Source organism: Lysobacter sp. P5_B12 (genome assembly GCF_056400425.1).
Map to the genome: position 1 here is coordinate 316327 of NZ_JBFULG010000003.1, position 25097 is coordinate 341423.

The 25097-nt window shown below is 67.8% G+C and carries 27 protein-coding genes, 1 tRNA gene and 1 pseudogene; 20 read left to right on the forward strand and 9 right to left on the reverse strand.

The features are described from left to right. Nucleotides 1–73: 73 nt before the first annotated feature. Nucleotides 74–979, forward strand: coding sequence for a 4-hydroxy-tetrahydrodipicolinate synthase (gene dapA / locus AC1DOM_RS07625; RefSeq protein WP_498961861.1), 906 nt, complete (start codon nt 74–76; stop codon nt 977–979). Nucleotides 980–993: 14 nt separating this feature from the next. Continuing rightward, complete coding sequence (locus tag AC1DOM_RS07630) at nt 994–1497, forward strand: hypothetical protein (RefSeq protein WP_498961863.1); 504 nt, start codon at nt 994–996, stop codon at nt 1495–1497. A 52-nt stretch (nt 1498–1549) separates the two neighbouring features. Here AC1DOM_RS07630 and fdxA read toward each other — a convergent pair whose 3' ends face one another. Beyond that, entirely contained in the window at nt 1550–1873 is a 324-nt protein-coding gene (gene fdxA / locus AC1DOM_RS07635) for a ferredoxin FdxA (protein ID WP_498961865.1), read from the reverse strand. A gap of 147 nt (nt 1874–2020) precedes the next feature. On the opposite strand from fdxA, the gene AC1DOM_RS07640 reads away from it, so the two are divergent. Next, nucleotides 2021–2188 carry a hypothetical protein gene (locus AC1DOM_RS07640; RefSeq protein WP_498961867.1) on the forward strand — a complete coding sequence of 56 codons (168 nt, stop codon included), beginning with the start codon at nt 2021–2023 and terminating at the stop codon, nt 2186–2188. A gap of 85 nt (nt 2189–2273) precedes the next feature. Here AC1DOM_RS07640 and AC1DOM_RS07645 read toward each other — a convergent pair. Beyond that, nucleotides 2274–2349, reverse strand: a tRNA-Glu gene (locus AC1DOM_RS07645). A 160-nt stretch (nt 2350–2509) separates the two neighbouring features. On the opposite strand from AC1DOM_RS07645, the pseudogene pcnB reads away from it, so the two are divergent. The 6 genes and pseudogenes from pcnB to pgi all read left to right on the forward strand — a co-directional run. Next, nucleotides 2510–3811: pseudogene (pcnB, locus tag AC1DOM_RS07650) on the forward strand (polynucleotide adenylyltransferase PcnB); the annotation flags it as partial. Further along, nucleotides 3808–4308, forward strand: coding sequence for a 2-amino-4-hydroxy-6-hydroxymethyldihydropteridine diphosphokinase (folK, locus tag AC1DOM_RS07655; RefSeq protein ID WP_498961869.1), 501 nt, complete (start codon nt 3808–3810; stop codon nt 4306–4308). The pseudogene pcnB and the gene folK, both read left to right, overlap by 4 nt. A 17-nt stretch (nt 4309–4325) precedes the next feature. Further along, the gene (panB, locus tag AC1DOM_RS07660) at nt 4326–5141 is read left to right on the forward strand and encodes a 3-methyl-2-oxobutanoate hydroxymethyltransferase (protein WP_498961871.1); all 816 of its coding nucleotides are present in this window, start codon (nt 4326–4328) and stop codon (nt 5139–5141) included. Beyond that, on the forward strand, nt 5138–5980 hold the full coding sequence (panC, locus tag AC1DOM_RS07665) for a pantoate--beta-alanine ligase (protein WP_498961873.1): 843 nt from the start codon (nt 5138–5140) through the stop codon (nt 5978–5980). Before panB ends, panC begins: the two co-directional genes overlap by 4 nt. Nucleotides 5981–6085: 105 nt before the next feature. Further along, nucleotides 6086–6466, forward strand: a complete 381-nt coding sequence (gene panD / locus AC1DOM_RS07670; protein ID WP_498961875.1) for an aspartate 1-decarboxylase — start codon at nt 6086–6088, stop codon at nt 6464–6466. An 11-nt stretch (nt 6467–6477) separates the two neighbouring features. Next, nucleotides 6478–7998 carry a glucose-6-phosphate isomerase gene (pgi, locus tag AC1DOM_RS07675; RefSeq protein WP_498961877.1) on the forward strand — a complete coding sequence of 507 codons (1521 nt, stop codon included), beginning with the start codon at nt 6478–6480 and terminating at the stop codon, nt 7996–7998. Here pgi and queG read toward each other — a convergent pair. After that, the gene (queG, locus tag AC1DOM_RS07680) at nt 7995–9074 is read right to left on the reverse strand and encodes a tRNA epoxyqueuosine(34) reductase QueG (RefSeq protein ID WP_498961879.1); all 1080 of its coding nucleotides are present in this window, start codon (nt 9072–9074) and stop codon (nt 7995–7997) included. The genes pgi and queG overlap by 4 nt on opposite strands. Nucleotides 9075–9096: 22 nt before the next feature. Here queG and AC1DOM_RS07685 point away from each other — a divergent pair, with 22 nt between their 5' ends. The 7 genes from AC1DOM_RS07685 (at nt 9097) to AC1DOM_RS07715 (ending at nt 16761) form a co-directional block, all read left to right on the forward strand. Further along, nucleotides 9097–10590 (forward strand): NAD(P)H-hydrate dehydratase, encoded by a 1494-nt coding sequence (locus AC1DOM_RS07685; RefSeq protein ID WP_498961881.1) that lies wholly within the window; start codon nt 9097–9099, stop codon nt 10588–10590. After that, a complete protein-coding gene (tsaE, locus tag AC1DOM_RS07690; RefSeq protein ID WP_498961883.1) occupies nt 10587–11072 on the forward strand; it encodes a tRNA (adenosine(37)-N6)-threonylcarbamoyltransferase complex ATPase subunit type 1 TsaE in 486 nt (161 codons plus the stop codon). Before AC1DOM_RS07685 ends, tsaE begins: the two co-directional genes overlap by 4 nt. 78 nt (nt 11073–11150) lie before the next feature. After that, complete coding sequence (locus tag AC1DOM_RS07695; protein WP_498961885.1) at nt 11151–12653, forward strand: N-acetylmuramoyl-L-alanine amidase; 1503 nt, start codon at nt 11151–11153, stop codon at nt 12651–12653. Between the two features lie 43 nt (nt 12654–12696). Further along, complete coding sequence (mutL, locus tag AC1DOM_RS07700) at nt 12697–14487, forward strand: DNA mismatch repair endonuclease MutL (RefSeq protein WP_498961949.1); 1791 nt, start codon at nt 12697–12699, stop codon at nt 14485–14487. Next, nucleotides 14484–15434: a DUF1684 domain-containing protein gene (locus AC1DOM_RS07705; protein ID WP_498961887.1), complete on the forward strand. Its 951-nt coding sequence runs from the start codon at nt 14484–14486 to the stop codon at nt 15432–15434. Before mutL ends, AC1DOM_RS07705 begins: the two co-directional genes overlap by 4 nt. 14 nt (nt 15435–15448) lie before the next feature. Then, nucleotides 15449–16393, forward strand: coding sequence for a TraB/GumN family protein (locus AC1DOM_RS07710; RefSeq protein ID WP_498961889.1), 945 nt, complete (start codon nt 15449–15451; stop codon nt 16391–16393). A 5-nt stretch (nt 16394–16398) separates the two neighbouring features. Then, on the forward strand, nt 16399–16761 hold the full coding sequence (locus AC1DOM_RS07715) for a VOC family protein (protein WP_498961891.1): 363 nt from the start codon (nt 16399–16401) through the stop codon (nt 16759–16761). Between the two features lie 3 nt (nt 16762–16764). Here the strand turns inward: AC1DOM_RS07715 and rnfB are convergent, their stop codons facing one another. The 3 genes from rnfB to AC1DOM_RS07730 form a co-directional block, all read right to left on the reverse strand. Further along, complete coding sequence (gene rnfB, locus AC1DOM_RS07720) at nt 16765–17175, reverse strand: Rnf electron transport complex subunit RnfB (protein ID WP_498961893.1); 411 nt, start codon at nt 17173–17175, stop codon at nt 16765–16767. 10 nt (nt 17176–17185) lie between these two features. Beyond that, entirely contained in the window at nt 17186–19243 is a 2058-nt protein-coding gene (gene metG / locus AC1DOM_RS07725; RefSeq protein WP_498961895.1) for a methionine--tRNA ligase, read from the reverse strand. 94 nt (nt 19244–19337) lie between these two features. Further along, the gene (locus AC1DOM_RS07730; protein WP_498961897.1) at nt 19338–19781 is read right to left on the reverse strand and encodes a DUF2147 domain-containing protein; all 444 of its coding nucleotides are present in this window, start codon (nt 19779–19781) and stop codon (nt 19338–19340) included. Nucleotides 19782–19922: 141 nt separating this feature from the next. Between AC1DOM_RS07730 and apbC the strand changes: the two genes are divergently transcribed. The 3 genes from apbC to AC1DOM_RS07745 are packed head-to-tail and all read left to right on the forward strand — an operon-like array spanning nt 19923 to nt 22128. Beyond that, nucleotides 19923–20993, forward strand: a complete 1071-nt coding sequence (gene apbC, locus AC1DOM_RS07735) for an iron-sulfur cluster carrier protein ApbC (protein WP_498961899.1) — start codon at nt 19923–19925, stop codon at nt 20991–20993. A 42-nt stretch (nt 20994–21035) separates the two neighbouring features. Continuing rightward, nucleotides 21036–21605, forward strand: a complete 570-nt coding sequence (dcd, locus tag AC1DOM_RS07740; protein ID WP_036166972.1) for a dCTP deaminase — start codon at nt 21036–21038, stop codon at nt 21603–21605. Between the two features lie 31 nt (nt 21606–21636). Continuing rightward, nucleotides 21637–22128: an RDD family protein gene (locus tag AC1DOM_RS07745; RefSeq protein WP_498961901.1), complete on the forward strand. Its 492-nt coding sequence runs from the start codon at nt 21637–21639 to the stop codon at nt 22126–22128. Between the two features lie 46 nt (nt 22129–22174). Here AC1DOM_RS07745 and AC1DOM_RS07750 read toward each other — a convergent pair whose 3' ends face one another. Genes AC1DOM_RS07750 through AC1DOM_RS07760 form a run of 3 tightly spaced genes read right to left on the reverse strand, consistent with a single transcriptional unit; the run spans nt 22175 to nt 23567 of the window. Continuing rightward, nucleotides 22175–22465, reverse strand: a complete 291-nt coding sequence (locus AC1DOM_RS07750) for a hypothetical protein (protein ID WP_498961903.1) — start codon at nt 22463–22465, stop codon at nt 22175–22177. A 17-nt stretch (nt 22466–22482) separates the two neighbouring features. Next, entirely contained in the window at nt 22483–22902 is a 420-nt protein-coding gene (locus AC1DOM_RS07755; protein ID WP_498961905.1) for an HIT domain-containing protein, read from the reverse strand. Then, complete coding sequence (locus AC1DOM_RS07760; protein ID WP_498961907.1) at nt 22899–23567, reverse strand: dienelactone hydrolase family protein; 669 nt, start codon at nt 23565–23567, stop codon at nt 22899–22901. Before AC1DOM_RS07760 ends, AC1DOM_RS07755 begins: the two co-directional genes overlap by 4 nt. Before the next feature lie 150 nt (nt 23568–23717). Between AC1DOM_RS07760 and rimO the strand changes: the two genes are divergently transcribed. After that, entirely contained in the window at nt 23718–25076 is a 1359-nt protein-coding gene (rimO, locus tag AC1DOM_RS07765) for a 30S ribosomal protein S12 methylthiotransferase RimO (protein ID WP_498961909.1), read from the forward strand. The last annotated feature ends 21 nt before the right edge of the window (nt 25077–25097 follow it).

Below are 25097 nucleotides of genomic sequence, written 5' to 3' on the forward strand. Positions count from 1 at the left end.
TTGCCGTGCAAAACACGCGCAATGCCGGAGGATTTCCGGCATCTTTGTCCACTTCACCCAAGAGCCCACCGTCTTGCGACCGACCGGCAGCATCACTGCGCTCGCCACGCCCTTCACGGCGGCAGGCGAACTCGACCTCGACGCCTGGCGTCGCCTCATCGACCTCCAGCTGTCCTGCGGCACGCAAGCCGTGGTCGTGGCCGGTTCGACGGGCGAAGCGGCGGCGTTGTTCGACGTGGAATACGACGCGCTGTTGCGCACCGCGGTGGAACGCATCGCCGGGCGCATTCCCGTGCTCGCGGGCACGGGCCAGTCGAATACCGAGAAGACCATCGAAGTCACGCGCCGCGCGAAGGCGCTGGGCGCCGACGCCGCGCTGGTGGTCACGCCGCCCTACGTGCGCCCGACACAAGCCGGCCTGATCGCGCATTACCGCGCGGTCGCCGACGACGGTGCGCTGCCGATCGTCCTGTACAACGTGCCCGGGCGCACCGGTTGCGACATGCTGCCCGAGACCGTCGCCGCGCTCGCCGGCCACGCGCGCATCGTCGCGCTGAAGGAAGCGCGCAGCGATGTCGAACGCATGGATGCGCTGCTGCCATTGCGCAGCGCGTCCTTCGCGATCCTCAGCGGCGACGATCCCACCGCCTGCCGCGCGATGCTCGCCGGCGCCGACGGCGTGATTTCGGTCGCTTCCAACGTCTTGCCCGCCGCGTTCCGCCGCCTGTGCGACCTGGCGCGCAAGGGCGATCACGACGGCGCGCAGGCGCTCGATGCACGCCTGCGCGATGCCAACGATTTCCTCGGCGTGGAGCCCAATCCGATTCCCGTCAAGGCGCTGCTCGCGCACATGGGCATCGGCCACGGTCTGCGCCTTCCCTTGTTGCCTCTTTCCGCGACACATGCCGTGCGTACGCCGGTCGTCGCCGCGGCCATCCTCGAAATCGAAAACGCGATCCGCGACGCGCTCGCGGCCTGACAGGAGTTTCCCCAATGCGCCCCACCCCCATGTTCCTCCGTTCGGCCGTTGCCGCCGCGCTGCTCGTCGGCCTGCTCGGTGGCTGCCACTGGTTCAAGAAGGACAGCGAGCTGTACAAGGACGAAGTCGCCGCGCGTCCGCTCGAAGTGCCGCCGGATCTCGACAAGCCGGCCGTCGATGCCGCGATGAAGATGCCGCCGACCGCTTCGGCCGCGGCCGCCACGCCGGTCGCCGGCGCCGGTACCACGCCGCTGGGCTTCACCGTCGCCGGTGAGCGCGATGCGGTGTTCGCGAAGGTCGGCGACGCACTCGGCGGCATCGCGGGCGCGACCATCGCCAGCCGCGCGCAGCTGCTGGGCACCTACGACGTCGACTTCGAAGGCGCGAAGTTCCTGATCCGCGTGACCAAGACCGACGCGGGCGTGTACGTCAGCGCGGTGGATCCGCGCGGCCTGCCCGCGACGGGCGAAGCGCCGGTGAAGCTGATGGCGTCCCTGAAGACGGCGCTCGGCGGCTGATCGGCCGCGCCATCGCCGGAAACGAAACGGGCGCCCTGGGCGCCCGTTTTTTTTACTTCTCGAGAAGCGGCAACTTGTCCGCCTTGCCTTCCCAGTCCTTCGCATCGGGAGGTGGATCCTTGCGCACCGTGATCACGGGCCATCCCTTCGACAGTTCCGCGTTGAGCTGCACGAACTGCTCCTGGCCCGCGGGGACATCGTCCTCCGGGTAGATGGCGTTCACCGGGCACTCGGGCTCGCAGAGCGTGCAGTCGATGCACTCGTCGGGGTCGATCACCAGGAAGTTCGGGCCCTCGTGGAAGCAGTCGACGGGACACACCTCCACGCAGTCGGTGTATTTGCACTTGATGCAGTTTTCGGTGACGACGAAGGGCATGGGCGCGGGGCAAAGGCGATTGAGAGGCCGAAGTGTAGCGGCTGCGCGTGCGTGAGGGCGTCCGATATACGGTCACCCCGCAGTGCACAACGGCGTTACTGTTGGGCTCGGCCTGGGGGGCAGGCCGACTACGCAAGGGGAAACACCATGAGTCATGAGCCCGGTTCACCGGACGCGTTCGCGCAGGCGATGCTCGAGCGTGCACAGGATCCGTCGATCGCCGCTCGGCCCGAAAAGGGCATGCCGATGGAAATGCTCGCCGCCGCGCTCGTCGCGGTCGTGCTCGCCGGCCTGGCGTACGCACTGGCGACCTGATCGGCGCTGATCGCGCGGGCCTGGCCCGCGCGGTCGGACCCGGCGCCCCCACGCGGTGGGGGTAGGGGGACCGTTCCCTTGCGTTTGGTACTCCCAACGGGATTCGAACCCGTGTGTCCACCTTGAGAGGGTGGTGTCCTAGGCCTCTAGACGATGGGAGCGTAGGGGGTGCGAGGGCGCCTTTCCGTGTGCAAACAAGGCCCTGCGCGAAGGCTTGCTACTATACGGGCCGCCGTGGCCCCAGGCAACGGAACGTCCTTCCACCGGCCCTGAATGTCTACCATCACCGTTTCTCCTCCCGCCGCCATCGCCGTGCATGCGCGCAGCATCGCGCGCGACGCGCATCCGATCTCGCGCAAGGACATCAGTCCCAACGCCCTGCGGGTGCTCTATCGCCTGCGTGAAGGGGGCTTCGGCGCCTATCTCGTCGGCGGCGCCGTGCGCGACCTGCTCGTCGGCGGGCATCCGAAGGATTTCGACGTCGCCACCTCGGCCACGCCCGAACAGGTCAAGGCGCTGTTCCGCAATTGCCGCCTGATCGGCCGTCGCTTCCGGCTCGCGCACGTGGTCTACGGGCGCGAAATCATCGAAGTCGCGACCTTCCGCTCCAACGCCGACGACGGCAGCGGCGATCGCGAAACCCACGAAGGCGGTCGCCTGCTGCGCGACAACGTCTACGGCACGATCGAAGAAGACGCGATCCGCCGCGACTTCACCGCCAACGCCCTGTATTACGCGATCGAGGATTTCTCGGTGCGCGATTTCGTCGGCGGCTATGAAGACGTGCAGGCGCGCGTGCTGCGCCTGATCGGCGATCCGGAAACGCGTTATCGCGAAGATCCGGTGCGCATGCTGCGTGCGATCCGCCTGGCGGCGAAGCTCGACTTCACCATCGAAGGCAACACCGCCGCGCCGATTCCCGCGCTGGCACCGCTGTTGCGCGAATCGGCGCCGGCGCGCCTGTTCGAAGAATCGCTGAAGATGTTCCTGTCGGGGCATGCGGTGGCGAGCTTCGAACGCCTCGAACAACACGGCCTGCTGCCGGTCTTCCTGCCCGAAACGGCGAAGGCGCTCGCGTCCAACCGCAGCGGCGCGCTGCGTCGGATGTTGCTCGAAGGCCTGCGCAGCACCGACCTGCGCGTGGCCAACGACGAACCGGTCTCGCCCGCGTTCCTCTTCGCCGTGCTGCTGTGGCCGGCGTATTGCCGCGACCTGATGCAGTTGCAGGCGCAGGGCGTGCATGCGGCCGAAGCGCAACGTCGCGCGGCCGACCGCGTCACGCTGCACCAACTCAACACCATCGCGCTGCCGCGTCGCTTCTCGCTGCCGATGCAGGAAATCTGGATGCTGCAGTCGCGCTTTTCGCAGCGCCAGCGCAAACGCGTGTTCCGCCTGTTGTCGCATCCGCGTTTCCGCGCGGCGTTCGATTTCCTGCAGCTGCGCCAATTCGCATCGCCGGAACATGCCGAAGACATCGCGTTCTGGGCGGACGTGCAGACGCAGCCGGGCGAAATGGTCGCCGCGCAGCTCGAGGCCCAGGCCATCGAAGCGGCCGAAAGCGAGGCGCCGCGTCGTCGTCGCCGTCGCCGGCGTCCCACCAACGGCGGCGGCGCCACCGAGTGATCGGCCCCGTGCAGGCGTGCGTCGGCCTCGGCGCCAACCTCGGTGATGCCCTTGCCGCCGTGCAGGGCGCGTTGCAGGCGCTGGACGGCCTGCCCGACACCCGATTGCTGCATGCTTCGCGCCTTTACCGCACGCCGGCCTGGGGCAAGACCGACCAGCCGGCGTTCGTGAACGCGGCCGCCGTGCTCGAAACCACCCTCGATGCCCGCACCTTGCTCGACCAGATGTTGCAGATCGAGCGCGATTGGGGCCGCGACCGCGCCGGCGACGGCAGCGACCGCTGGGGCGCACGCACGCTCGACCTCGACCTGCTGCTCTACGGCGATGCGGTGATCGACGAACCCGGCCTGCGCGTGCCGCACCCGCATCTCCACGAACGCGCCTTCGCGTTGGTCCCGCTGGTCGAAATCGCGCCCGACATCGTGATCCCCGGCCACGGCCGAGCCGCCGACATCGTCGCGGCGATGGTGACGGGCGACATCCATGCACTGGGCTGACGCGCTACGCTAGCGATATGTACACGAGCACCGACGCCAAGCCCTGGACCGTTCCCATGCTCGCCGACGCCAAGCGCGACGGCCGCAAGCTCGTCATGCTCACGTGCTACGACGCCGGTTTCGCGCGCGTCATGGACGACAACGGCGTTGACCTGATCCTCGTCGGCGATTCGCTCGGCATGGTGGTGCAGGGACACGACAGCACGCTGCCGGTCACCGTCGCCGACATCGCCTATCACGTGGCCTGCGTTGGTCGCGGCTTGCAGCGCGCGCTGCTGATCGCCGACCTGCCGTTCGGCGCCGATGCCACGCCCGAGCGTGCGCTGGATGCATCGCTGAAGTTGCTGCAGGCGGGCGCGGCGATGGTCAAGCTCGAAGGCGCCGACCACAAGCTCGACGTCATCCGTTTCCTGGTCGATCGCGAGATCCCGGTCTGCGCGCACCTGGGCCTGACGCCGCAATCGGTGCTGCGCCTGGGCGGCTACAAGGTGCAGGGGCGCGAAGACAAGGCGGCGAAGAAAATCTGCGAAGACGCGCTGGCCGTCGCGAAAGCCGGCGCCGCGTTGCTCGTGCTCGAATGCGTTCCCTCGTCGCTGGCCGCGGCCATCACCGTCGCCAGCCCGATTCCCACCATCGGCATCGGCGCAGGCGCCGCATGCGATGGCCAGGTGCTCGTGCTGCACGATTTGCTCGGCGTGAACACCGGGCACCGCCGCCCGAAATTCGTGAAGGATTTCCTCGCCCAGGGCGGTTCGATCGCCGGTGCGATCCAGGCCTTCGCCGACGATGTGCGCAGCGGCGCGTTCCCCGACGCCGCGCACGCCTACGAATGACGCTCGCGGTCGCCACCGGCCTCGACGAGCTGCGCGCGCACGTCGGTGAGTGGAAGCGCGCAGGCCTGCGCGTGGGTTTCGTGCCGACGCTCGGCAACCTGCATGCAGGCCATTATTCGCTCGTCGAACTCGCGCGCAGGCACGTCGATCGCGTGGTCGCGAGCGTGTTCGTGAATCCGACGCAGTTCGGGCCGAACGAAGATTTCGCGCGCTATCCGCGCACGCCCGACGCCGATGCCGCGGGCCTGTCGGCCGCCGGTTGCCATCTGTTGTGGATGCCCGAGGTGGCGACGATGTATCCGTATGGGTCGGACAACGCGGTGCGCATCCGCGTGCCCGGCGTGACCGACGTGCTGGAAGGCGCGCATCGCCCGGGGCATTTCGATGGCGTGGCGACGGTGGTCGCGCGCCTGTTCCTGCAGGTGCAGCCCGATGTCGCCGTGTTCGGGCGCAAGGATTACCAGCAGCTCGCCGTGATCCGCTATCTGGCGCGCGACCTCGCATTCCCGATCGAAGTGCTGGCCGCCGAGACATTCCGCGAGACCGATGGCCTGGCCATGAGCTCGCGCAACCAGTACCTGTCGGCGGAAGAACGGCCGGTGGCGGCGACCATCCACCGCACCCTGTTGCGCATGCGCGAGGCCACGCTGGGCGGAACACCGCGTTCCGAAGTCGAAGGCGAGGCGAGGGCGACGCTCACGGCGGCGGGCTTCGACGTCGACTACGCTGTCGTACGCACCCCGGAACTGCTTGAACCACAAGACATTCCCGGTCCGCGCGTGGCGCTGGTCGCGGCCCGCCTGGGCCGCACCCGCCTGATCGACAACCTCGAATTCTGAACGCAGGGCCCGCCGCCGGCCCCCTTTGTTGCGGCGCGGAAAACCCCTATCTAGACTGCGCACCTTTCCCGGGCCCCACGCCCGGCCTTCCCGCGGAGCCGTTCCATGCAGCTCAACCTGCTCAAAGCCAAGATCCACCGCGCCACGGTCACGCACGCCGAGTTGCATTACGAAGGCTCGTGCGCGATCGACGGCCGCCTGCTCGACATCAGCGGCATCCGCGAGTACGAACAGATCCACATCTACAACGTCAACAACGGCATGCGGTTCGTGACCTATGCCATCCGTGGCGAAGAAGGCTCGGGCGTGATTTCGGTCAACGGCGCGGCTGCGCACTGCGCCTCGCCGGGCGACCTGGTGATCATCTGCGCCTACGCGTCGATGGACGAAGCCGAGGCGGCGAAGTACAAGCCGACCTGCGTCTACGTCGATCGCAACAACGCGCTGACGCACACCAATCACTCGATGCCGAAGCAGGCTGCGTGATACTGGGGCGCATGGACGCCAGCCCCTTCAAGCAGCACTTCGACGCCCTGCGCGCGCACGCCGCGCGCCTGGGCGACACGCCGATCCGGACGCTGGTGCAGGTGCCGGGTCGCGCCACCAACCTGGCATTCCGCGTCGGTCCGGTCTATGCGAACTTCGCGCGCCAGCGTTACGACGCCGCGGCGATCGATGCGTTGTTCGCACTCGCCGATACGGCGCAATTCCCCGAACGCGTGCGCGACCTGTTCGACGGCAAGCGCGTCAATCCGACCGAAGACCGCGCCGCGCTCCACACAGCCTTGCGCGGCGCGTTGAGCGATGCGCCCATCGCGGTGGCCGCGCACGAAGAAGCGCAAGCCGCGCTCGCGCGCATGCGTCGCGTCGTCGATCTGTTGCAGGACACGCCGGTCACCGACGTCGTCAGCATCGGCATCGGTGGTTCGGATCTCGGTCCGCGTCTGGTCGTCGATGCCTTGTCGCCGCCGAAACCCGGCCGCTTCCGTGTCCACTTCATTTCGAATGTCGACGGCGCCGCCGCACAGCGCGTGCTCGCCGGGCTCGATCCGAAGCGCACCGCCGCCATCATCGTTTCGAAAACCTTCGGCACGCAGGAAACGCTGCTCAACGGCGGCATCGTGCGCGAATGGCTCGGCGACGACTCGCGCCTGCTCGCGGTCACCGCGAACGTCGCGCGCGCGGCGGAGTGGGGCATTCCCGAAGCCCGCATCCTGCCGATGTGGGATTGGGTCGGCGGCCGCTATTCCCTGTGGTCGGCGGTCGGCTTGCCGATCGGCCTGGCGCTGGGGATGCCGGCGTTCGAAGCCCTGCTCGCCGGTGCAGCGGAGATGGATGCGCACGTGTTGCAAGCCGCGCCGCGCGAAAACCTCGGCTACTGGCACGCGTTGACGGCGGTATGGAATCGCAACGCGATGGGTTTCGCCTCGCAGGGCGTGTTCCCGTACGACGATCGCCTCAAGCTGCTGCCCGCGCACCTGCAGCAGGTGGTGATGGAAAGCCTCGGCAAGTCCGTGCGCCTCGACGGCACGCCCGTCGCCGAACGCACCGTGCCGGTGTGGTGGGGCGGCGCGGGCACCGATGTGCAGCACAGCTTCTTCCAGGCGCTGCACCAGGGCACCGACATCATTCCCGGCGATTTCGTCGGCACGCTCCAGGCCGACCACCCGCATCGCGAAAGCCACCGCGCCTTGTTCGCGAACCTGCTCGCGCAGACCGAAGCCTTCGCGAACGGACAGGACAGTGCCGATCCGCATCGCCGTTACGCGGGCAATCGCCCGAGCACGATGGTGTTGCTCGATGCGCTGACGCCGCGTTCGCTCGGTGCGCTGATCGCGTTGTACGAACACAGCGTCTACCTGCAATCGGTCGCGTGGAGCATCAACGCCTTCGATCAATTCGGCGTCGAATTGGGCAAGCAGGTCGCAAGCAGCCTGTTGCCGGCGATGCGCGGGCAGAAGGCGGAGATCGCCGATCCGGTGACGCAGGCCTTGCTGGACCAGATCCTGCGCGACTAGCGCGAATGTTGGGCCAGCGCCCACTCGACATGCTCGCGCACGACCGGATCCTCAATGTCCTTGCGCGAGTCCAATGCGGCCAACACCGCCGGCGTCGTCGGCGCATTCCCCAGCGCCACCGCAATGTTGCGTAACCAGCGCGCGTAACCGCTGCGACGGATCGCCGAGCCTTCGGTGCGCTTGAGGAACTCGTCCTCCGTCCACGCGAACAGATCCGGCAAGGTCGCCTTGTCCAGGTCGTTGCGCGCGCGGAAATCCGGTTCGTCGGTGCGTCGCGCGAATTTGTTCCAGGGGCAGATCAACTGGCAGTCGTCGCAACCGAAGATGCGGTTGCCCATCAGCGGGCGCAATTCGGGATCGATGCTGCCTTCGTGTTCGATCGTCAGATACGAGATGCAGCGCCGCGCATCCAGCCGATTCGGAGCGGTGATCGCCTGCGTCGGGCAGATGTCGATGCAACGCGTGCATGTTCCGCAGTGCGCGCTCGCCGGTTCGTCGACCGGCAAGGGGATGTCGACGAACACCTCGCCGAGGAAAAACCACGAGCCTGCGTCGCGATCGATCAGGCAGGTGTTCTTCCCGATCCACCCCAGGCCTGCGTTGCGCGCGAGCGCACGTTCGAGCACCGGCGCCGAATCGACGAACACCCGGTGGCCGAACGGACCCACGAGGGCGGCGATGCGATCGGCCAGGGTCTGCAGCCGATTGCGCATCAGCTTGTGGTAATCGCGGCCCAGCGCGTAGCGCGCGACGTAGGCGCGCTCGCCATCGTCCAGCGTTTGCCACGCGAACGCGTCGTCCTGCGCGTAGTCCAGCCCGACCGAAATCACCCGCACGGTGCCCGGGACGAGCTCGCCGGGGCGCGACCGCTTGTCGCCGTGGCGCGCCATCCAGTCCATCGACCCGTACAGGCCCTGCGTCAGCCAATCGCGCAGGTGGCCCTCGTCGGCGGCCAGGTCCACGCCCGCGATGCCCACGCGCTGGAAGCCCAGCTCGTTGGCCAGCGCACGGATCTGCGCGGCCAGGACATTGCCCTCGGGTGCAGGATGCGACGGCGTTGGCGTCTGGGAGGCCATCTGCCAAGTATAGAATCCGATGATGCTTGCGACCCTTGCGCTGTACGACACGAAGGCCGCGCGCGCGCTCGATGCGCGCGCCACGGCCGAAATGGGCGGCGACGCCTTCGAACTGATGCGACGCGCGGGCCGCGCGGCGTGGCACTGCGCGCTGCGCCACTGGCCACAGGCGCAACGCATCGTGGTGGTCTGCGGGCCGGGCAACAACGGCGGGGACGGCTACGTGCTCGCGCGCCTCGCGCTCGAAGCGGGTCGCAACGTGCGCGTGGTGCGCCTGCCGGAGCATTCGCCGACCACGCCGTCGGCGCAGCGGGCGCGCGACGATTTCCGCGATCGACAGGGCCGCGTCGAAGCCTTCGTCGACAAGCTTCCGCCGGCCGACCTGATCGTCGATGCCTTGTTCGGCATCGGCCTGACGCGCGCGCCCGAAGGCGCCGCGAAGACGCTGATCGACGCGATCAACGCACAGGGCGCGCCGCGATTGTCGATCGACGTGCCCAGCGGCATCGACGCCGATACCGGCGGGATGCCGGGCGTGGCCGTCGCCGCCACGCGCACGCTGGAATTCATCGTGCCCAAGCCCGGCTTGCACACCGGTCCGGCGATGACGATGCGCGGCCGCCCGGAGCTGGCCGAACTGTCGATGCCGCCGCACATGTTCGATGGCATCGAACCCCATTCGGCCTTGTTGCTGCCCGAGTCCCTGAAAGGCGCGCTGCGTCCGCGCGCGCGCGATGCGCACAAGGGCGATTCGGGCCGCGTGTTGTGCCTGGGCGGCGACCACGGCAGCGGCGGCGCGATCATGCTGTGCGCAGAAGCCGCGCTGCGTGCCGGTGCAGGGCTCGTGGATGTCGCCACGCGCGAGGAATACGTCGGTGCGTTGCTCGCGCGCCGGCCCGAAGCGATGGCGCGCGCGGTGGAACGCAGCGAAGACCTCGCGGGGCAACTGGAACGCGCGGATATCGTCGCCGCCGGGCCCGGATTGGGACAAAGCATGTGGGGGCGCGTGTTGTTCGGCGCGGCGCTCGGATCGGGTAAGCCGCTCGTGCTCGATGCCGATGCGTTGAACCTGCTCGCCACGCGCGAAACGGTCGCATTGCCGACGGGCACGGTCCTCACGCCGCATCCCGGCGAAGCCGCGCGCCTGCTCGGTGTCACGACGGCGGAAATCCAGAACGATCGCCATGGTGCGGCGAATGCGATCGCGGAAAAATTCGACGCCGTGGTCGTGCTGAAGGGCGCTGGCACCGTCGTGGTCGAACGCGGCCGGCGAACGGGCGTGATCGGTGCGGGCAATCCCGGCATGGCCGTCGGCGGCATGGGCGATCTGCTCACCGGCGTGATCGCCGCCTTGCGTGCGCAGGGCATGCCGGCGTTCGACGCTGCGTGCATCGGTGCGTTGCTGCATGCGAGCGCCGGCGACGAAGCCGCGCGCGATGGCGGCGAGCGCGGCTTGTTGCCGTCGGATTTGCTGCCGCGCATTCGTCGCCTCGCCAATCCCGACGCCGTGCGTTGATGCGCGCCTTCCTGCCCACGCCCGACGATACCGATCGCGTTGCCGCGGTCTTCGCGCGCACGCGTCCGCCGCGCGCGGTCGTGCATCTGCGCGGCGATCTGGGCGCGGGAAAATCCACGTTCGCGCGCGCGTTGTTGCGCACGCTCGGCGTGCGCGGTGCGATTCGCAGTCCGACGTACACGCTCGTCGAGCGTTATCCGCTCGACGACGGTGGCGATGCCTTGCACCTGGACCTGTATCGCATCGGCGATCCGGGCGAACTCGAATTCCTCGGCCTCGACGCGGGCGAGGGCGCACTCTGGCTGGTGGAGTGGCCCGAGCGCGGAGGGCGGGCCCTGCCGCCGGCCGACCTGGACCTCCTGCTCGCCCTGGAAGGCGACGGGCGGTCGCTCGATGCCGTCGCGGGGTCGCCGGTGGGCGACGAGTGGTTGAGCCGTTTGGCCGGTTTACCCGACTTGCATGCGTTTGTTCCCCCTCGCTGAGAACAAACCACGGCAGGTGCCGGATAGTTAAGGGAAAAGTGGTTGCAAATCCTTGCGGCCGGTGCTTAACTCCCGGCCATGCGTATCAAGGGGGCCACCGTGCAGCAATGGGCACTCGGCGCAGCGCTGATCTTCGCGCTGTGCTGGAACATCGCGCGCGCCGGTGAAATCAAAGGCCTGACCCTCGACGAAGGCGCCACCGGCACCCGCGCCGAACTGCTGCTCGACGGGCCCGCCAGCTACTCCACCCTGACCCTCGCCGGCCCCGACCGCCTGGTCGTGGACCTGCCGTCCTCCAAGCTCGGCCGCTTCGCGCTGCCCGAGGGCGCCGGCGTCGTGAAGTCGGTTCGTACCGGCCAGCCCGTGCCGGGCACGGTGCGCATCGTGTTCGACCTCGCATCGCCGGTCGTCGGCCTGAAGCCCCGCATCGAAACCACCGACGGCGTCACCCGCCTGGTGCTCGAGTGGCCGGGCGACGGCAAGGCCGTGGCTGCCGCTGCAGTCGTTGGCCAGCCTGCGGTCGTCAAGCCTGCGGTGATCAAGCCTGCGATCGACGCCGAGGTCATCGATCCCATCGGCGCCTTCGCGAACAAGCCCGAAGAACCCTCGCCGCAGGAAACCGCCGCGCGTTCGGCTGAAGCCACCTCGCGCCTGGTCGCCAGTTTGCCGAGCGGGCAGGGCGCGTCGATCAAGCCCGCGACGACGCTGCCGACCAACGCGTCGACCCAGCTCCCGAAATACACCGTCGTTCCCGCGCCGATCGCCTCGACCACGCCCCCGCCGGGCGCAACCAAGTCGATGCAACAGCTGCGCGGCAGCGGCATGCGTGAATTGGTCATCGCCATCGACGCCGGCCACGGCGGCCAGGATCCCGGCGCGCGCGGCGGCAAGGGCACGCGCGAGAAAGACGTGACGCTCGCGATCGCGCGCGAACTGGCGCGCCAGATCAACGCCACGCCCGGCCTGAAGGCCTACCTCACCCGCGACACCGACGTGTTCATCCCGCTCGCGCAGCGTTACCAGAAGGCGCGCGCGGCGAAGGCGGACATGTTCGTCTCGATCCATGCAGACGCGTTCAACAATCCCGATGCCAGCGGCTCGTCGGTGTTCGTCCTGTCCCAGCGCGGCGCCTCGTCGCAGGCCGCGCGCTGGCTGGCGAACCAGGAAAACGCGGCCGACCTGGTCGGCGGCGTGCGCCTGCAGGACAAGGACAACACGCTCGCCTCGGTCCTGCTGGACCTGTCGCAAAGCGCGACGATGAAAGCCTCCGAAGACATCGCCGGGCACGTGCTGGTCGGCCTGAAGAAACTGGGCCGCACGCACAAGGCCGGCGTGGAGCGCGCGAATTTCGTCGTGCTGCGCTCGCCCGACGTCCCCTCGATGCTCGTCGAAACCGCGTTCATCACCAATCCGGAAGAAGAACGCCGCCTCAACGACCCGCGCCACCAGGGCGAACTCGCGCGCGCGATCCTCGACGGGGTCAACATGTACTTCACCCGCCAGCCGCCGCCGGGAACGCTGTATGCCGCGCGTGCGGAGGCCGCCGACAATCCCACGGCGAGCGCCGCCGGCAGCCGCTGAGCGCGGGTATGATCGGCGCTGCTCTTCCGTGCAGCGCCGTGCAGTGCCCATCCGCCAACTTCCCGACACCCTGATCAACCAGATCGCCGCAGGCGAGGTCGTCGAACGGCCCGCGTCGGTGGTCAAGGAATTGGTGGAGAACGCGCTGGACGCCGGTGCGCGCCGCGTCGAAATCGACCTGGAAGAAGGCGGCATCCGCCTGATCCGCGTGCGCGACGACGGTGGCGGCATCGCGCCGGAAGAGCTCGCGCTCGCCGTGCAGCGGCACGCGACCAGCAAGATCGCTTCGCTCGACGATCTGGAAGCCGTCGCCACGCTCGGTTTCCGCGGCGAAGCCTTGCCGTCGATCGCCTCGGTCAGCCGCTTCATGCTCGCCTCGCGACGCACCGATGCCGACCATGGCGCGGCTTTGCAGGTCGACGGCGGCCGCTTCGGCGATGTTGCACCGAAAGCGCATCCGCACGGCACGACCGTCGAGGTGCGCGACCTGTTCTACAACGTCCCCGCGCGTCGCAAGTTCCTGCGCGCCGAACGCACCGAGCTGGGCCACATCGAGGAATGGTTGCGTTCGCTCGCGCTCGCGCGCCCCGATGTCGAATTGCGCGTCTCGCACAACGGCCGCCCGGCGCGTCGTTACCGCGGCGACGGCATGCTCGCGTCCACCGACCGCCTGCTCGAAACCCTGGGCGAAGAATTCGCGAAGCACGCGCTGCGCGTCGAACACGCAGGCGCCGGTTTGCGCCTGCATGGCTGGATCGCGCAGCCGGTGTACAACCGCGCGAGCGCCGACCAGCAGTATCTCTACGTCAACGGCCGCAGCGTGCGCGATCGCAACGTCGCGCATGCGGTGAAGCAGGCCTATGCCGACGTGTTGTTCCATGGGCGCCAACCGGCGTACGTGTTGTTCCTCGAACTCGATCCGCGCACGGTCGACGTCAACGTCCATCCGGCCAAGCACGAAGTGCGTTTCCGCGAATCGCGCCTGGTGCACGACTTCGTCTATCGCACGTTGCATGCGGCGCTTGCCGAAACGCGCGCGGGTTTGTCCGCGGAAACAGCGGCACCTGTCGCTGCCGAAACGAATTCGCGCACGTGGGTCGGCCCCTCGTGGACCGGCGCGGATCAGTCCGGCCTGTCGCTGCGTGTTGGCGATGCGCGCGCGGCATACGCGGCGCTGTACGCCAACGACGATGTCGCGCTCGCCGAAGCCCCGCGTCCGATGCCGATGCCCGACGCGCGCGACGACGCCGCGCCACCGCTCGGATTCGCCATCGCGCAACTCCACGGCATCTACATCCTCGCCGAGAATGCGGAAGGCCTGATCGTCGTCGACATGCACGCCGCGCACGAGCGCATCGGGTACGAAAAGCTCAAGGGCGCGCACGACGGCGAAGGCCTGCGCACGCAGCCGCTGTTGGTCCCGATGAATGTCGCGGTCTCCGAACGCGAAGCCGACGTCGCCGAACGGGAGGCGGGCACGCTCGCCGCGCTCGGTTTCGAACTCACGCGCAGCGGCCCCGGTTCGCTGTTGCTGCGCAGCGTGCCGGCCCTGCTCGCAGACGGCGACGTGGAGGCCTTGTTGCGCGACGTGCTCGCCGACCTGCGCGAACACGGACAATCGCGCCGCATCGCGGCCGCACGCGACGAATTGTTGTCGACGATGGCCTGCCACGGCGCCGTGCGCGCCAACCGTCGTCTCACCATTGCCGAAATGAACGCGCTGCTGCGCGAAATGGAAGCGACCGAACGTTCCGGCCAATGCAACCACGGCCGTCCCACGTGGACGCGGTTCGCATTGGCCGACATCGACAAATGGTTCCTGCGAGGGCGTTGAACATGGGGAAGGGGAAGCATTACGCGTTGGCCCTGTTGGCCTGCACGCTCGCGTTGGGCGGCTGCGGCAAGGGCAACGACGAAGCCGCGGCGAAGGCGGCGGCGGAAGCGCGCGAACGTGCGTTCGCTGCCTCGGAAAAGCCCTGGCGCGATGCGCGCGTGGCCGAGCTGACGGCGCCCGATGGTTGGACGTCGGTCGTCGGCCTGCACTGGATCGACCCCGGCTCGCATTACGCCGGCACCGCGGGCAGCAACGGCCTGCGCATGACGATGGGCCCCGAACACCTGGGCATGTTCGATCTGGGCGCCGATGGCCGCGTCACCTTCGTGCCGGACAAGAGCGTCGCGGTGACGCTCGATGGCACGCCGTTCGTTGGCGCGACGGTGCTGAAGACCGATGCGGACGAGGGCGGCCCGAACAAGATCGGATTCGACGACGGCAAGGGCGTGGCGACGATCATCAAGCGCGGCGATCGCATCGCGCTGCGCGTTAAGCACAGCGACGCCGCCGCGCGCCTGCATTTCGCGGGCCTGCAGTTCTGGCCCGGTGGCCCCGAATGGAAGGTCGCCGGGCGCTTCATTCCGCATCCGGCGGGAACGACCTTGCCGATCGTCAACATCGTCAACATGGTCGAACAGGTGCCCAATCCCGGCGCCGTGGAATTCGTGCAGGGCGGCAAGACGCATCGCCTGGAATTGCTGGACCAGGGCGAACCGACGCTCTTCCTCGTCTACGCCGATCGCACGAGCGGACACGGGAGTTATCCGGCCGGCCGCTATCTCGATCTCGCGCGCCCCACCGCGAACCGGCAGATGACGATCGATTTCAATCGCGCCGAAAACCCGCCGTGCGCGTTCACCGCCTTCGCCACCTGTCCGTTGCCGCCGGTCGCCAATCGCCTCGACCTGGCGGTCGAAGCCGGCGAACGCGTCTACGCAAAGCATTGACCCGAGGATCCTCCATGCGTCGCACCTGGCTGCTTGCCGCAACGCTCGCCTTCGCTTCCCCGTCGTTCGCCGCCGACAACATCGCGCCGCTGTCGAAGTCCACGACGCCGGTGCCGCTGCTGTGGAAGGTCTCCGACAAGGACAACACCGTGTACCTGCTCGGCTCCTTCCACATGCTGACGAAGGACGACTATCCCTTGTCGAAGGACATCGACGCGGCTTACGCCGACGCCGAAGAAGTGGTGTTCGAACTGGCGCCCGAAGAAATGCTGTCGCAAGACCTCAGCGTGGCGATGACGCAGGCCGCGCTGCGCACCGACGGCAGCAAGCTCGACGACGACCTGACGCCCGCGTTGCGCGCGCGCCTGGCCACGTGGTTGCGCGAGAACGACCCCACGCTCCGGCAGATGGGCCTGCAGCCGGAGATGTTCCAGGTGGTCGACGCGTGGTACGCCAGCCTGTTGGTGACGATCGCCGAAGCGCGCACGGCGGGCTTCGATTCGGAACTCGGTCTGGATGCGCACCTGGGCAAGCAGGCCAAGGCCGACGGCAAGCGCACGCAGGGGCTGGAAGGCGGCATGAAGCAGCTGGCGATGTTCGAGGACATGGGCAAGGCCGAGCAACTGCAACTGATGGCCGAATCGCTCGACGAGCACGACGGCGGCCCGGAAGCACTGCAAGAGCTGCACACGCTGTGGCGCAGCGGCAACGTCGACAAGTTGTGGACGAAGCTCGGCGTCGAGTTCCGCGATGAATATCCCGGGCTCTACAAGACGATCAACAGCGATCGCAACGCGGCGTGGGTGCCGATGCTCCGCAAGCGCCTGGACACGCCGGGCACCGACGACACGCTCGTCGTGGTCGGCGCGTTGCACCTGCTCGGCAAGGACGGGGTGGTCGAACGCATGAAGGCGCAGGGCTACAAGGTCGAGCGCGTTTGCTCGGCCTGCGCGAAGTGACGCACATGGCCACGATCACGCCCATGCTGCAGGTGCCCGACATCCGCGCGACGATCGCGTGGTACGTCTCGGTGGGATTCACGTTGCTCGAGTCGGCGGAAGAAGAGGGCGAACTGACCTGGGCGCTGCTCGGCTACGGCGAGGGCCGCGTGATGTTCAACTGCGGCGGCCATGCGAGCGATGCGCCGCGCCGCGATGCCGACTTGTACCTGGGCGTCGAAAACGTCGATGCGCTGTTCGAAGCGCTCCCCAGGGGCGTGTCGGTGTTCGAAGGCCCGCACGACACCTTCTACGGCATGCGCGAGTTCATCCTGCGCGACAACAACGGCTTCTGGCTGACCTTCGGCGAACCGATGCGCCGGCACTGATCGCTACGGCGCGATCATCACGATGCAATCCACCGGGCATGCGGGGACGCAGAGTTCGCAACCGGTGCACAGCGGTTCGATGACCGTGTGCATGCGCTTGCTGCCGCCGACGATCGCATCGACCGGACAGGCCTGGATGCACTTGGTGCAGCCGATGCAATCGGGCTCGACGATGTAGGCGAGCAGCGGCGGCTTGTGTTCGCCGCGCGTGCGATCGAAGGGCACCGGCGCGACATCGAGGATTTTCGCGAGCGCACGCGCGCCCGCATCGCCGCCGGGCGGGCATCGTTCGACACCCGCTTCGCCGCGCGCCATCGCTTCGGCGTAGGGCCGGCATCCGGCGAATCCGCACTGGCCGCACTGCGTCTGCGGCAGGACGCGATCGAGACGTTCGACGAGTTCGATCGCGTTCACGGGTCCAACATCACTTCACCGGCGAACCCGCGGGCGCGCCCTGTGCGTCGAGCAGGTGCAGGCCACCGCCATCGGCGCCGGCGGACAGGATCATCCCTTCGCTCACGCCGAAGCGCATCTTGCGCGGCGCGAGGTTGGCGATGAACACCACGTTGCGACCGACCAGCGCGGCCGGATCGCCGTAGGACGCGCGGATGCCGGAGAAAATCTGGCGCTTGCCCAGTTCGCCCGCGTCGAGTTCGAAACGCAGCAACTTGTCGGAGCCTTCGACGAACTCGCAGGCGAGGACCTTCGCCACGCGCAGGTCGAGCTTGGCGAAGTCGTCGATGCCGATGTGCGCCACGTCGGCGGCCACGGCCTTCGGCGCCTCGGGCTTTGCGGCGGCAACGGCGGCGACGGGCTGCGGCGCGGTCGGCGCCATGGTGTCCTTGCTGGCTTCGGTCATTTGGTCGATGTGCTTGGGGTCGATGCGGGTGAACAGGGGAACGTAAGCGTCGATGCGATGCGCCAGCAGCGGCTGCGCCAGGTCCTGCCAACCCGCGACGGGCGCGCGCAGGAAGCCTTCGGCGCGCTGCGACAGCAAGGGCAGCACCGGCTTGAGCATCGCGGCGAGCACGCGGAACAGGTTCAGGCCCTGCGTGCAAACGGCCTGCAGCTGCGCATCGGCGCCTTCCTGCTTGGCGAGCACCCAGGGTTTGGTTTCGTCGATGTAACGGTTCGCTTCGTCGGCGAGCGCCATCGCGTGGCGCAACACCGCGGCGGGCTGGTTGGCTTCGTAAGCGGCGGCGACCTGCGGGATCGCATCGACGAAGCGCGTGTACATCGCCGCATCGGGCAATGCACCGGCGAGTTGGCCGTCGAAACGCTTCTCGATGAAACCGGCGCAGCGGCTGGCCAGGTTCACGAACTTGCCCACCAAATCGCTGTTCACGCGCGCGACGAAGTCGTGCAGGTTGAGGTCGAGGTCGTCGACGCCGCCGCCGGATTTGGCGGCGAAGTAGTAACGCAGCGCTTCGGGTTCCAGGCCGGCGTCCAGATAGGTGCTGGCCATGACGAAGGTGCCGCGCGACTTGGACATCTTCGCGCCGTCGACGGTGAGATACCCGTTGACGTGCAGCTTCGTCGGCGCGCGGAAGCCCGCGCCGTGCAGCACCGCCGGCCAGAACAGGCCGTGGAAGTTGACGATGTCCTTGCCGATGAAGTGGTGCAGTTCCGCTTCGCTGTCGTGCGCGAGGTACTGCATGAAGTTCGCGCCGTCGCGTTCGCACAACACCTGCAGCGCCGAGAGGTAACCGATCGGCGCGTCGAGCCACACGTAGAAGTACTTGCCGGGGTGCCCGGGAATTTCGAACCCGAAGTAGGGCGCATCGCGCGAGATGTCCCACGCGCGCAGGCCGCCTTCGGCGTCGAGCCATTCGAGCAGCTTGGCGCGCACGCCGGGGATCGCGACGTCGCTGTCCAGCCATTGGCGCAGGAAATCGCTGAAGCGGCCGACTTCGAAGAAGAAGTGATCCGAATCGCGCAGCTCGGGCGTGGCGCCGCTGAGCACCGAGCGCGGTTCCTTCAGGTCGGTCGGCGCGTAAGTGGCGCCGCAGTTTTCGCAGTTGTCGCCGTACTGGTCGGGCGTGCCGCAATTCGGGCAGATGCCCTTGATGTAACGGTCGGGCAGGAACATGCCCTTCGCCGGATCGTAGAACTGCGCCACGCTGCGCCGCGCGATGTGGCCGCGTGCATCGAGCGCGGCGTAGATCGCTTCGGTCAGCTGGCGGTTGGCCGGCGAGTTGGTCGAATCGTAATGATCGAAGGCGACGTGGAAGGCGGCGAAGTCGCGTTCGTGCTGCGCCTGGATCGCGGCGATGAACGCCTCGGGCGTCGTGCCGGCTTTCTCCGCCGCGAGCATGATCGGCGTGCCGTGCGTGTCGTCGGCGCACACGAAGCGCACCGCGTCGCCGGCCATGCGCCGTGCGCGCACCCAGATGTCGCCCTGGATGTAGCCGACCAGATGCCCGAGGTGCAGCGGGCCGTTGGCGTAGGGCAGGGCGCAGGAGACGGCGACGTGGCGGGGCATGGCGCGTGTTTCGAACAGGGCCGGCGATTATGGCACGGACACGAAAAAGCCCGGCTTGCGCCGGGCTTTGGAGTCGATCGCGTGGACGCGAACTTCAGTCGGTGCGTTCCCACTTGCCGGTGCGGCAGAACACGAACTTGCAGCCGGTGATTTCCAGGTGCTTGCCGTCGGCCGAGGCCTTGACGCTCTTGACCTTGAAGTGTTCGCCGGCCGAAGGCTTGAAGCCCTGGCCGCCGCCCCACACGCCATCGGTCTGCTTCACGTCCCAGAACACCAGCATGCCGGTGACCGGCTTGCCCTTGTCCGCGCCGTCGCACTTGTCGCACGTGGCGTTGGGCTTGTTGAGCGTTTCGACGACCTTGGCCGCGATGCCGCCATTCTTGGTGCGATACACCTCCGTGATCGACATGGCCTTGCCGGTCTCGTCGTCGAAGGTCTTCCATTTGCCGATGACCGGATCGGGCGTCTGGGCCGACGCGGCGAACACAGCGGCGAGCAGCGGCATCGCCAGCACGGACGCGAAGAACTTGGTGCGCATGGGTCCCCTCCCAGGGATCGTTGAAGATGCCCGCACGAATCCGGCGGACTGGCGGCTTTATACCGCATCCGGGTGCGTACGGAATCCGGGGTCGCGCCGCGGTTCAGCCTACAATGCGCGCCTTCCCCCGCAGTGCCCGCCATGACCCCGCTCGAATCCCGGATCGCCGCCCTCCGCGACCCCGCCGCGGGCCTGACGCTCGCGCAAACCGGCGCGCGCATCCGCGCCGCCGTCAGCGACGGCCAGGCCGCCGTCGCCGTCACGCTGGGGTATCCGGCCGCGAGCTGGCACGAGATGTTGCGCGCGCAGGTCGCCGAAGCGGTCTCGGCCGAAGGCCTGAAGCTCGCCAGCCTCGAACTGCAGACCCGGATCGACGCGCACGCGCCGCAAGGGAAACTCGCGCCGCTGGCGCGCATCCGCAACGTCATCGCGGTCGGCTCGGGCAAGGGCGGCGTGGGCAAGTCGACGACCACGGTGAACCTCGCGCTGGCGCTGGCCGGCGAAGGCGCGCGCGTGGGTGTGCTCGATGCCGACGTTTACGGCCCCAGCATTCCGACGATGCTCGGCCTCACCGGCCGCCCCGACAGCCCCGACGGCAAGGCGATCGAACCGATGCACGCGCACGGGGTCGAGGCGATGTCGATCGGCCTGATGGTCGAACAGGACACGCCGATGATCTGGCGCGGCCCGATGGCCACCTCCGCGCTGACCCAATTGCTCGAACAGACGCTGTGGGGCGGCGAAGGCCAGCTCGATTACCTGTTCGTCGACCTGCCGCCGGGCACCGGCGACATCCAGCTGACGCTCGCGCAGAAGATCCCCGTCGCCGGTGCCGTGGTGGTCACCACGCCGCAGGACGTGGCGACGCTGGATGCGCGCAAGGCGCTGCGCATGTTCGAAAAAGTCGAAGTGCCGGTGCTGGGCCTGGTCGAGAACATGGCCGTGCATACCTGCTCGAACTGCGGCCACGTCGAACATGTGTTCGGCCATGGCGGCGGCGAGCGCATCGCCGCGCAGTACGGCACGCCCTTGCTCGGTTCGCTGCCGCTGGAAATCGGCATCCGCCAGCAGGGCGACGCCGGTACGCCGATCGTCGTCGCCGTCCCCGATTCGCCGGCCGCCGCGGCCTACCGCGCCGTCGCGCGCCGCATGGCGGCCGAACTCGCCAGCCGCCCGCGCGCGCCCGTGTCGCTGGGCGCGCAGCTGCTATAGAACGCCCTACAATCCCGCAATCGCCAACCTGTACGAGACCGCATGAGCATCAAGAGCGACCGCTGGATCCGCCGCATGGTCGAACAGCAGAAGATGATCGAGCCGTTCGAACCCGGTCAGGTCAAGCACGCCGCCGATGGCCACCGCATCGTCAGCTACGGCACCTCCAGCTACGGCTACGACGTGCGTTGCTCGCGCGAGTTCAAGGTCTTCACCAACATCAATTCCACGATCGTCGACCCCAAGCATTTCGACTCGGGCAGCTTCGTGGACATCGAATCGGACGTGTGCATCATCCCGCCCAATTCCTTCGCGCTGGCGCGCACGGTCGAATACTTCCGCATCCCGCGCGACACGCTCGTGGTGTGCCTGGGCAAGAGCACCTACGCGCGCTGCGGCATCATCGTCAACGTCACGCCGCTGGAACCGGAATGGGAAGGGCACGTGACGCTGGAGTTCAGCAACACCACGCCGTTGCCGGCGCGCATCTACGCCAACGAGGGCGTGGCGCAGATGTTGTTCTTCCAGTCCGACGAAGTGTGCGAAACCTCGTACAAGGACCGCGGCGGCAAATACCAGGGGCAGACGGGGGTCACGCTGCCGCGGACGTAGGTTCCAACATCCACCAGGGGAGGGGAAAACGATGGACAACAATCCGTACCAGGCGCCCAGCGCCAACGTGGCAGAGCCGGTCGAAGAAGCACTCGCCAGTCGCGGTGAACGTTTCCTCGCGGCCTTCCTCGACGGCATCATCCTGCTGGCGATCATGCTGCCGGTGATGTTCGCGACCGGTTACTTCGAGCGGATGCGGAATGGCGACACCGCTGCAATCTCGGTCCTGTTGGGCTATGCGTTCGCAGGCTTCCTCGTGTTCCTCATCGTGCAGGGCTGGCCGCTGTCGCAGACCGCGCAGACCTGGGGCAAGAAGATCATGGGCATCCGCATTGCGCTGCTCGATGGCACGCAGCCGGCCTTCGGCACGCTGATCCTCAAGCGCTACCTGCCGGTGCATGTCGCCGGTTCGATCCCGGTGCTCGGCACCGTGCTCACGCTGATCGACGTGTTGCTGATCTTCCGCGCCGACCGCCGCTGTGGCCACGATCTGATCGCGGGCACGCAGGTGTTGAAGGGTTGAGTCTGCGCATCCTCCGCCGCGTTCGCGGCGGAGGATGGTTTCGCGATCAGGGCTTCTGGTAGGTCACGAAGAAGCCCTGCAGGTCGCCGTTCTCGATGTACGGCTCCACGCTCTGCACCTTGTACCCGCGCGTGGCGAAGGCCTGGTGTGCGCGGCTGAGCGCATTGGCGGCGCCCTGGTTGCGGAAACCCCAGGTGGCATCGACCCAGATCGTCACTGCCATCAGGTTATTTTTGACCGCTTCGTTCGCGACGTCGTCGGGCTTCTTGTCGAACAGGCCCGCTTGCGCAGGCAAGGCGAGGACGGCCAGCGCGGCGGCCAGGAACAACTTGCGCATTGCGAACTCCGGATGGGTCAGGGACGTTCGCCGATTGTCGCGCGCAACAGCTGAATCCGCTCGATCAGCAACTCCGGGGCGTAGGGTTTCGCGGCCGCCATGCCCCAGACCGGGCGCGGCCAGGCGATGTCCTCGCGGTAGCGGGCGATGACGTGGATGTGCAATTGCGGGACCAGGTTGCCGAGCGCGGCGACGTTGAGCTTGTGCGGACGGAACACCTGCAACGCACGGCACGCGCGGTCGATCTCCTGGACCATCACCAGTTGCTGCGGCGGTGCCAGGTCGGTGACTTCGGTCGCTTCGGCGATGCGCGGGACGAGGATCAACCAGGGATGGTTGGCATCGTCCATCAGGCGCACTTCGCACAGCGGCCAGGTCGCGACCGGATGCGTGTCGTCGGCCAGTTGCGGGTGCAGGTGCCAGCTGTCGAGGTTCATCGCAACTGCGTCTCGAGGAAGTCGCAGGTCCGCTGCCAGGCGAGCTTCGCCGCGTCGGCGTCGTACACCTTCGGATCCACGTCGCGGTTGAACGCATGACCGGTGCCTTCGTAGACGAAGGTCTGCGCCTGCGGTTGCTTCTGGCGGTGCAGCGCGACGTCCTGCGGGGGAATGGTGTTGTCGTTCGCGCCGAAGTGGAACATCAACGCGGCCCCGGCCTTCTCGTCGAGGAAAGGCACGCTGCGCGCGCCGTAGTAACCCACCGCGGGCAACGAGAGGCGCGTCGCGCACAGGAAGGCGAGGGTGCCGCCCCAGCAGAATCCGACCGCGCCCACGCGCAGGCCTTCCATCTGCAGTTTTTCGGCGGTCGCGTTGACGACATCCATCGCGCGCTCGGTGCCCAGCGCCGAAACCAGGGCGCGGGCGCGCTGGATGCCGGCATCGTCGTAGCCCAGTTCGACCCCGTGCTCGACCGGATCGAACAGCGCCGGCGCGAGCGCCACGAAGCCGGCATCGGCCAGCCGGTCGGCGACGCTGCGGATGTGCGGGTTCACGCCGAAGATTTCCTGGATCACCACCACCGCGCCCTTCGAGGGGCCCGCCGGCTCGGCGCGCCAACCCCGCACCGGCCCGTGCGGGGTCTCGATATCGATCCATCCGTGCATGGCGCGGGCCTCCTGGCGATGGGCACGGGGGCATCGTACTCCTTGGAAAATGGCTGAATCATCAAGCGCGGATCGATGGACAAGCGGCCGTACGGACCCGCCCCGCCTCTATAATCCGCGACCTTCCGCAGCCCCCCGGTCCGCCCCGCGATGTCCACCGCCACCAAGCCCAAGTCCGCCAGCCAGGGAGGCAGGGTCGGGTTCGTCAGCCTCGGGTGCCCGAAGGCGCTCGTCGACTCCGAACGCATCCTCACCCAGCTCAAGGTCGAGGGCTACGACATCGTGCAGACCTACGACGATGCCGACATCGTCGTGGTGAACACCTGCGGGTTCATCGATTCGGCGGTGACCGAATCGCTCGAGGCCATCGGCGAGGCCATCGCGGAAAACGGCAAGGTGATCGTCACCGGCTGCCTCGGCAAGAAGCCCGAACAGATCCGCGAAGCGCACCCGGGCGTGCTGTCGATCAGCGGCCCGCAGGACTACAAGTCGGTGATGGAAGCGGTGCATCTCGCGCTGCCACCGTCGCACGATCCCTTCGTCGATCTGGTGCCCGATTACGGCCTGAAGCTCACGCCGAAGCACTACGCGTACCTCAAGATTTCCGAAGGCTGCAATCACCGCTGCACCTTCTGCATCATTCCGTCGATGCGTGGCGATCTGGTCTCGCGCCCCGTCGACGATGTGCTGCGCGAAGCCGAAAAGCTCGCGATGGGCGGCGTGCGCGAATTGCTCGTGATCTCGCAGGACACGTCCGCCTACGGTGTCGACGTGAAGTACGCCGAGCGCACCTGGCGCGGCAAGGCCTACCAGACGCGCATGAAAGCGCTGTGCGAAGGCTTGTCCGAGCTCGGCATCTGGACGCGCCTGCACTACGTGTATCCGTATCCGCACGTCGACGACATCATTCCGTTGATGGCCGACGGCAAGTTGCTGCCTTACCTCGACATCCCGTTCCAGCACGCCGCGCCGCGCATCCTCAAGCTGATGAAGCGCCCGGGTGCGGTGGAGAAGACGCTCGAGCGCGTGCACAAGTGGCGCGAGATCTGCCCGGAACTCGCCATCCGCTCGACCTTCATCGTCGGCTTCCCCGGCGAAACGGAAGCGGAATTCGAAACGCTGCTGGACTTCCTCGATGAAGCGCAGCTCGACCGCGTCGGCGCCTTCGCCTACTCGCCGGTCGACGGCGCGACGGCGAATGCGTTGCCCGATCCGGTGTCCGAAGACGTGAAGCAGGAGCGCCTGGCGCGTTTCATGGAGCGACAGGCCGCCATTTCCGCGGGGCGCCTGGAAGCGAAGATCGGGACGACGCAGCGGTGCATCGTCGATGCGATCGACGGCGACCTGGCGATCGCGCGCTCGCGCTTCGACGCGCCGGAAATCGACGGCCTCGTGCAGATCCAGGATGGCCGCGAAGCGGGCCTGAAGCCGGGCGACTTCGTCGACGTCGAGATCCTGGGCTCCGACGAACACGACCTGTACGGCGAAGTGGCCTACAACGCGGCTTGATCCCATCCCCCTTCCAAGGGG

Excerpts from the sequence above, each read along its gene's own strand:
- AC1DOM_RS07630 (WP_498961863.1), top strand. The coding sequence starts at position 994 with ATGCGCCCCACCCCCATGTTCCTCCGTTCGGCCGTTGCCGCCGCGCTG.
- fdxA (WP_498961865.1), bottom strand. The coding sequence starts at position 1,873 with ATGCCCTTCGTCGTCACCGAAAACTGCATCAAGTGCAAATACACCGAC.
- AC1DOM_RS07640 (WP_498961867.1), top strand. The coding sequence starts at position 2,021 with ATGAGTCATGAGCCCGGTTCACCGGACGCGTTCGCGCAGGCGATGCTC.
- panB (WP_498961871.1), top strand. The coding sequence starts at position 4,326 with ATGTACACGAGCACCGACGCCAAGCCCTGGACCGTTCCCATGCTCGCC.
- panC (WP_498961873.1), top strand. The coding sequence starts at position 5,138 with ATGACGCTCGCGGTCGCCACCGGCCTCGACGAGCTGCGCGCGCACGTC.
- panD (WP_498961875.1), top strand. The coding sequence starts at position 6,086 with ATGCAGCTCAACCTGCTCAAAGCCAAGATCCACCGCGCCACGGTCACG.
- pgi (WP_498961877.1), top strand. The coding sequence starts at position 6,478 with ATGGACGCCAGCCCCTTCAAGCAGCACTTCGACGCCCTGCGCGCGCAC.
- queG (WP_498961879.1), bottom strand. The coding sequence starts at position 9,074 with ATGGCCTCCCAGACGCCAACGCCGTCGCATCCTGCACCCGAGGGCAAT.
- AC1DOM_RS07685 (WP_498961881.1), top strand. The coding sequence starts at position 9,097 with ATGCTTGCGACCCTTGCGCTGTACGACACGAAGGCCGCGCGCGCGCTC.
- AC1DOM_RS07695 (WP_498961885.1), top strand. The coding sequence starts at position 11,151 with ATGCGTATCAAGGGGGCCACCGTGCAGCAATGGGCACTCGGCGCAGCG.
- AC1DOM_RS07710 (WP_498961889.1), top strand. The coding sequence starts at position 15,449 with ATGCGTCGCACCTGGCTGCTTGCCGCAACGCTCGCCTTCGCTTCCCCG.
- AC1DOM_RS07715 (WP_498961891.1), top strand. The coding sequence starts at position 16,399 with ATGGCCACGATCACGCCCATGCTGCAGGTGCCCGACATCCGCGCGACG.
- metG (WP_498961895.1), bottom strand. The coding sequence starts at position 19,243 with ATGCCCCGCCACGTCGCCGTCTCCTGCGCCCTGCCCTACGCCAACGGC.
- AC1DOM_RS07730 (WP_498961897.1), bottom strand. The coding sequence starts at position 19,781 with ATGCGCACCAAGTTCTTCGCGTCCGTGCTGGCGATGCCGCTGCTCGCC.
- apbC (WP_498961899.1), top strand. The coding sequence starts at position 19,923 with ATGACCCCGCTCGAATCCCGGATCGCCGCCCTCCGCGACCCCGCCGCG.
- dcd (WP_036166972.1), top strand. The coding sequence starts at position 21,036 with ATGAGCATCAAGAGCGACCGCTGGATCCGCCGCATGGTCGAACAGCAG.
- AC1DOM_RS07745 (WP_498961901.1), top strand. The coding sequence starts at position 21,637 with ATGGACAACAATCCGTACCAGGCGCCCAGCGCCAACGTGGCAGAGCCG.
- AC1DOM_RS07750 (WP_498961903.1), bottom strand. The coding sequence starts at position 22,465 with ATGCGCAAGTTGTTCCTGGCCGCCGCGCTGGCCGTCCTCGCCTTGCCT.
- AC1DOM_RS07755 (WP_498961905.1), bottom strand. The coding sequence starts at position 22,902 with ATGAACCTCGACAGCTGGCACCTGCACCCGCAACTGGCCGACGACACG.
- AC1DOM_RS07760 (WP_498961907.1), bottom strand. The coding sequence starts at position 23,567 with ATGCACGGATGGATCGATATCGAGACCCCGCACGGGCCGGTGCGGGGT.
- rimO (WP_498961909.1), top strand. The coding sequence starts at position 23,718 with ATGTCCACCGCCACCAAGCCCAAGTCCGCCAGCCAGGGAGGCAGGGTC.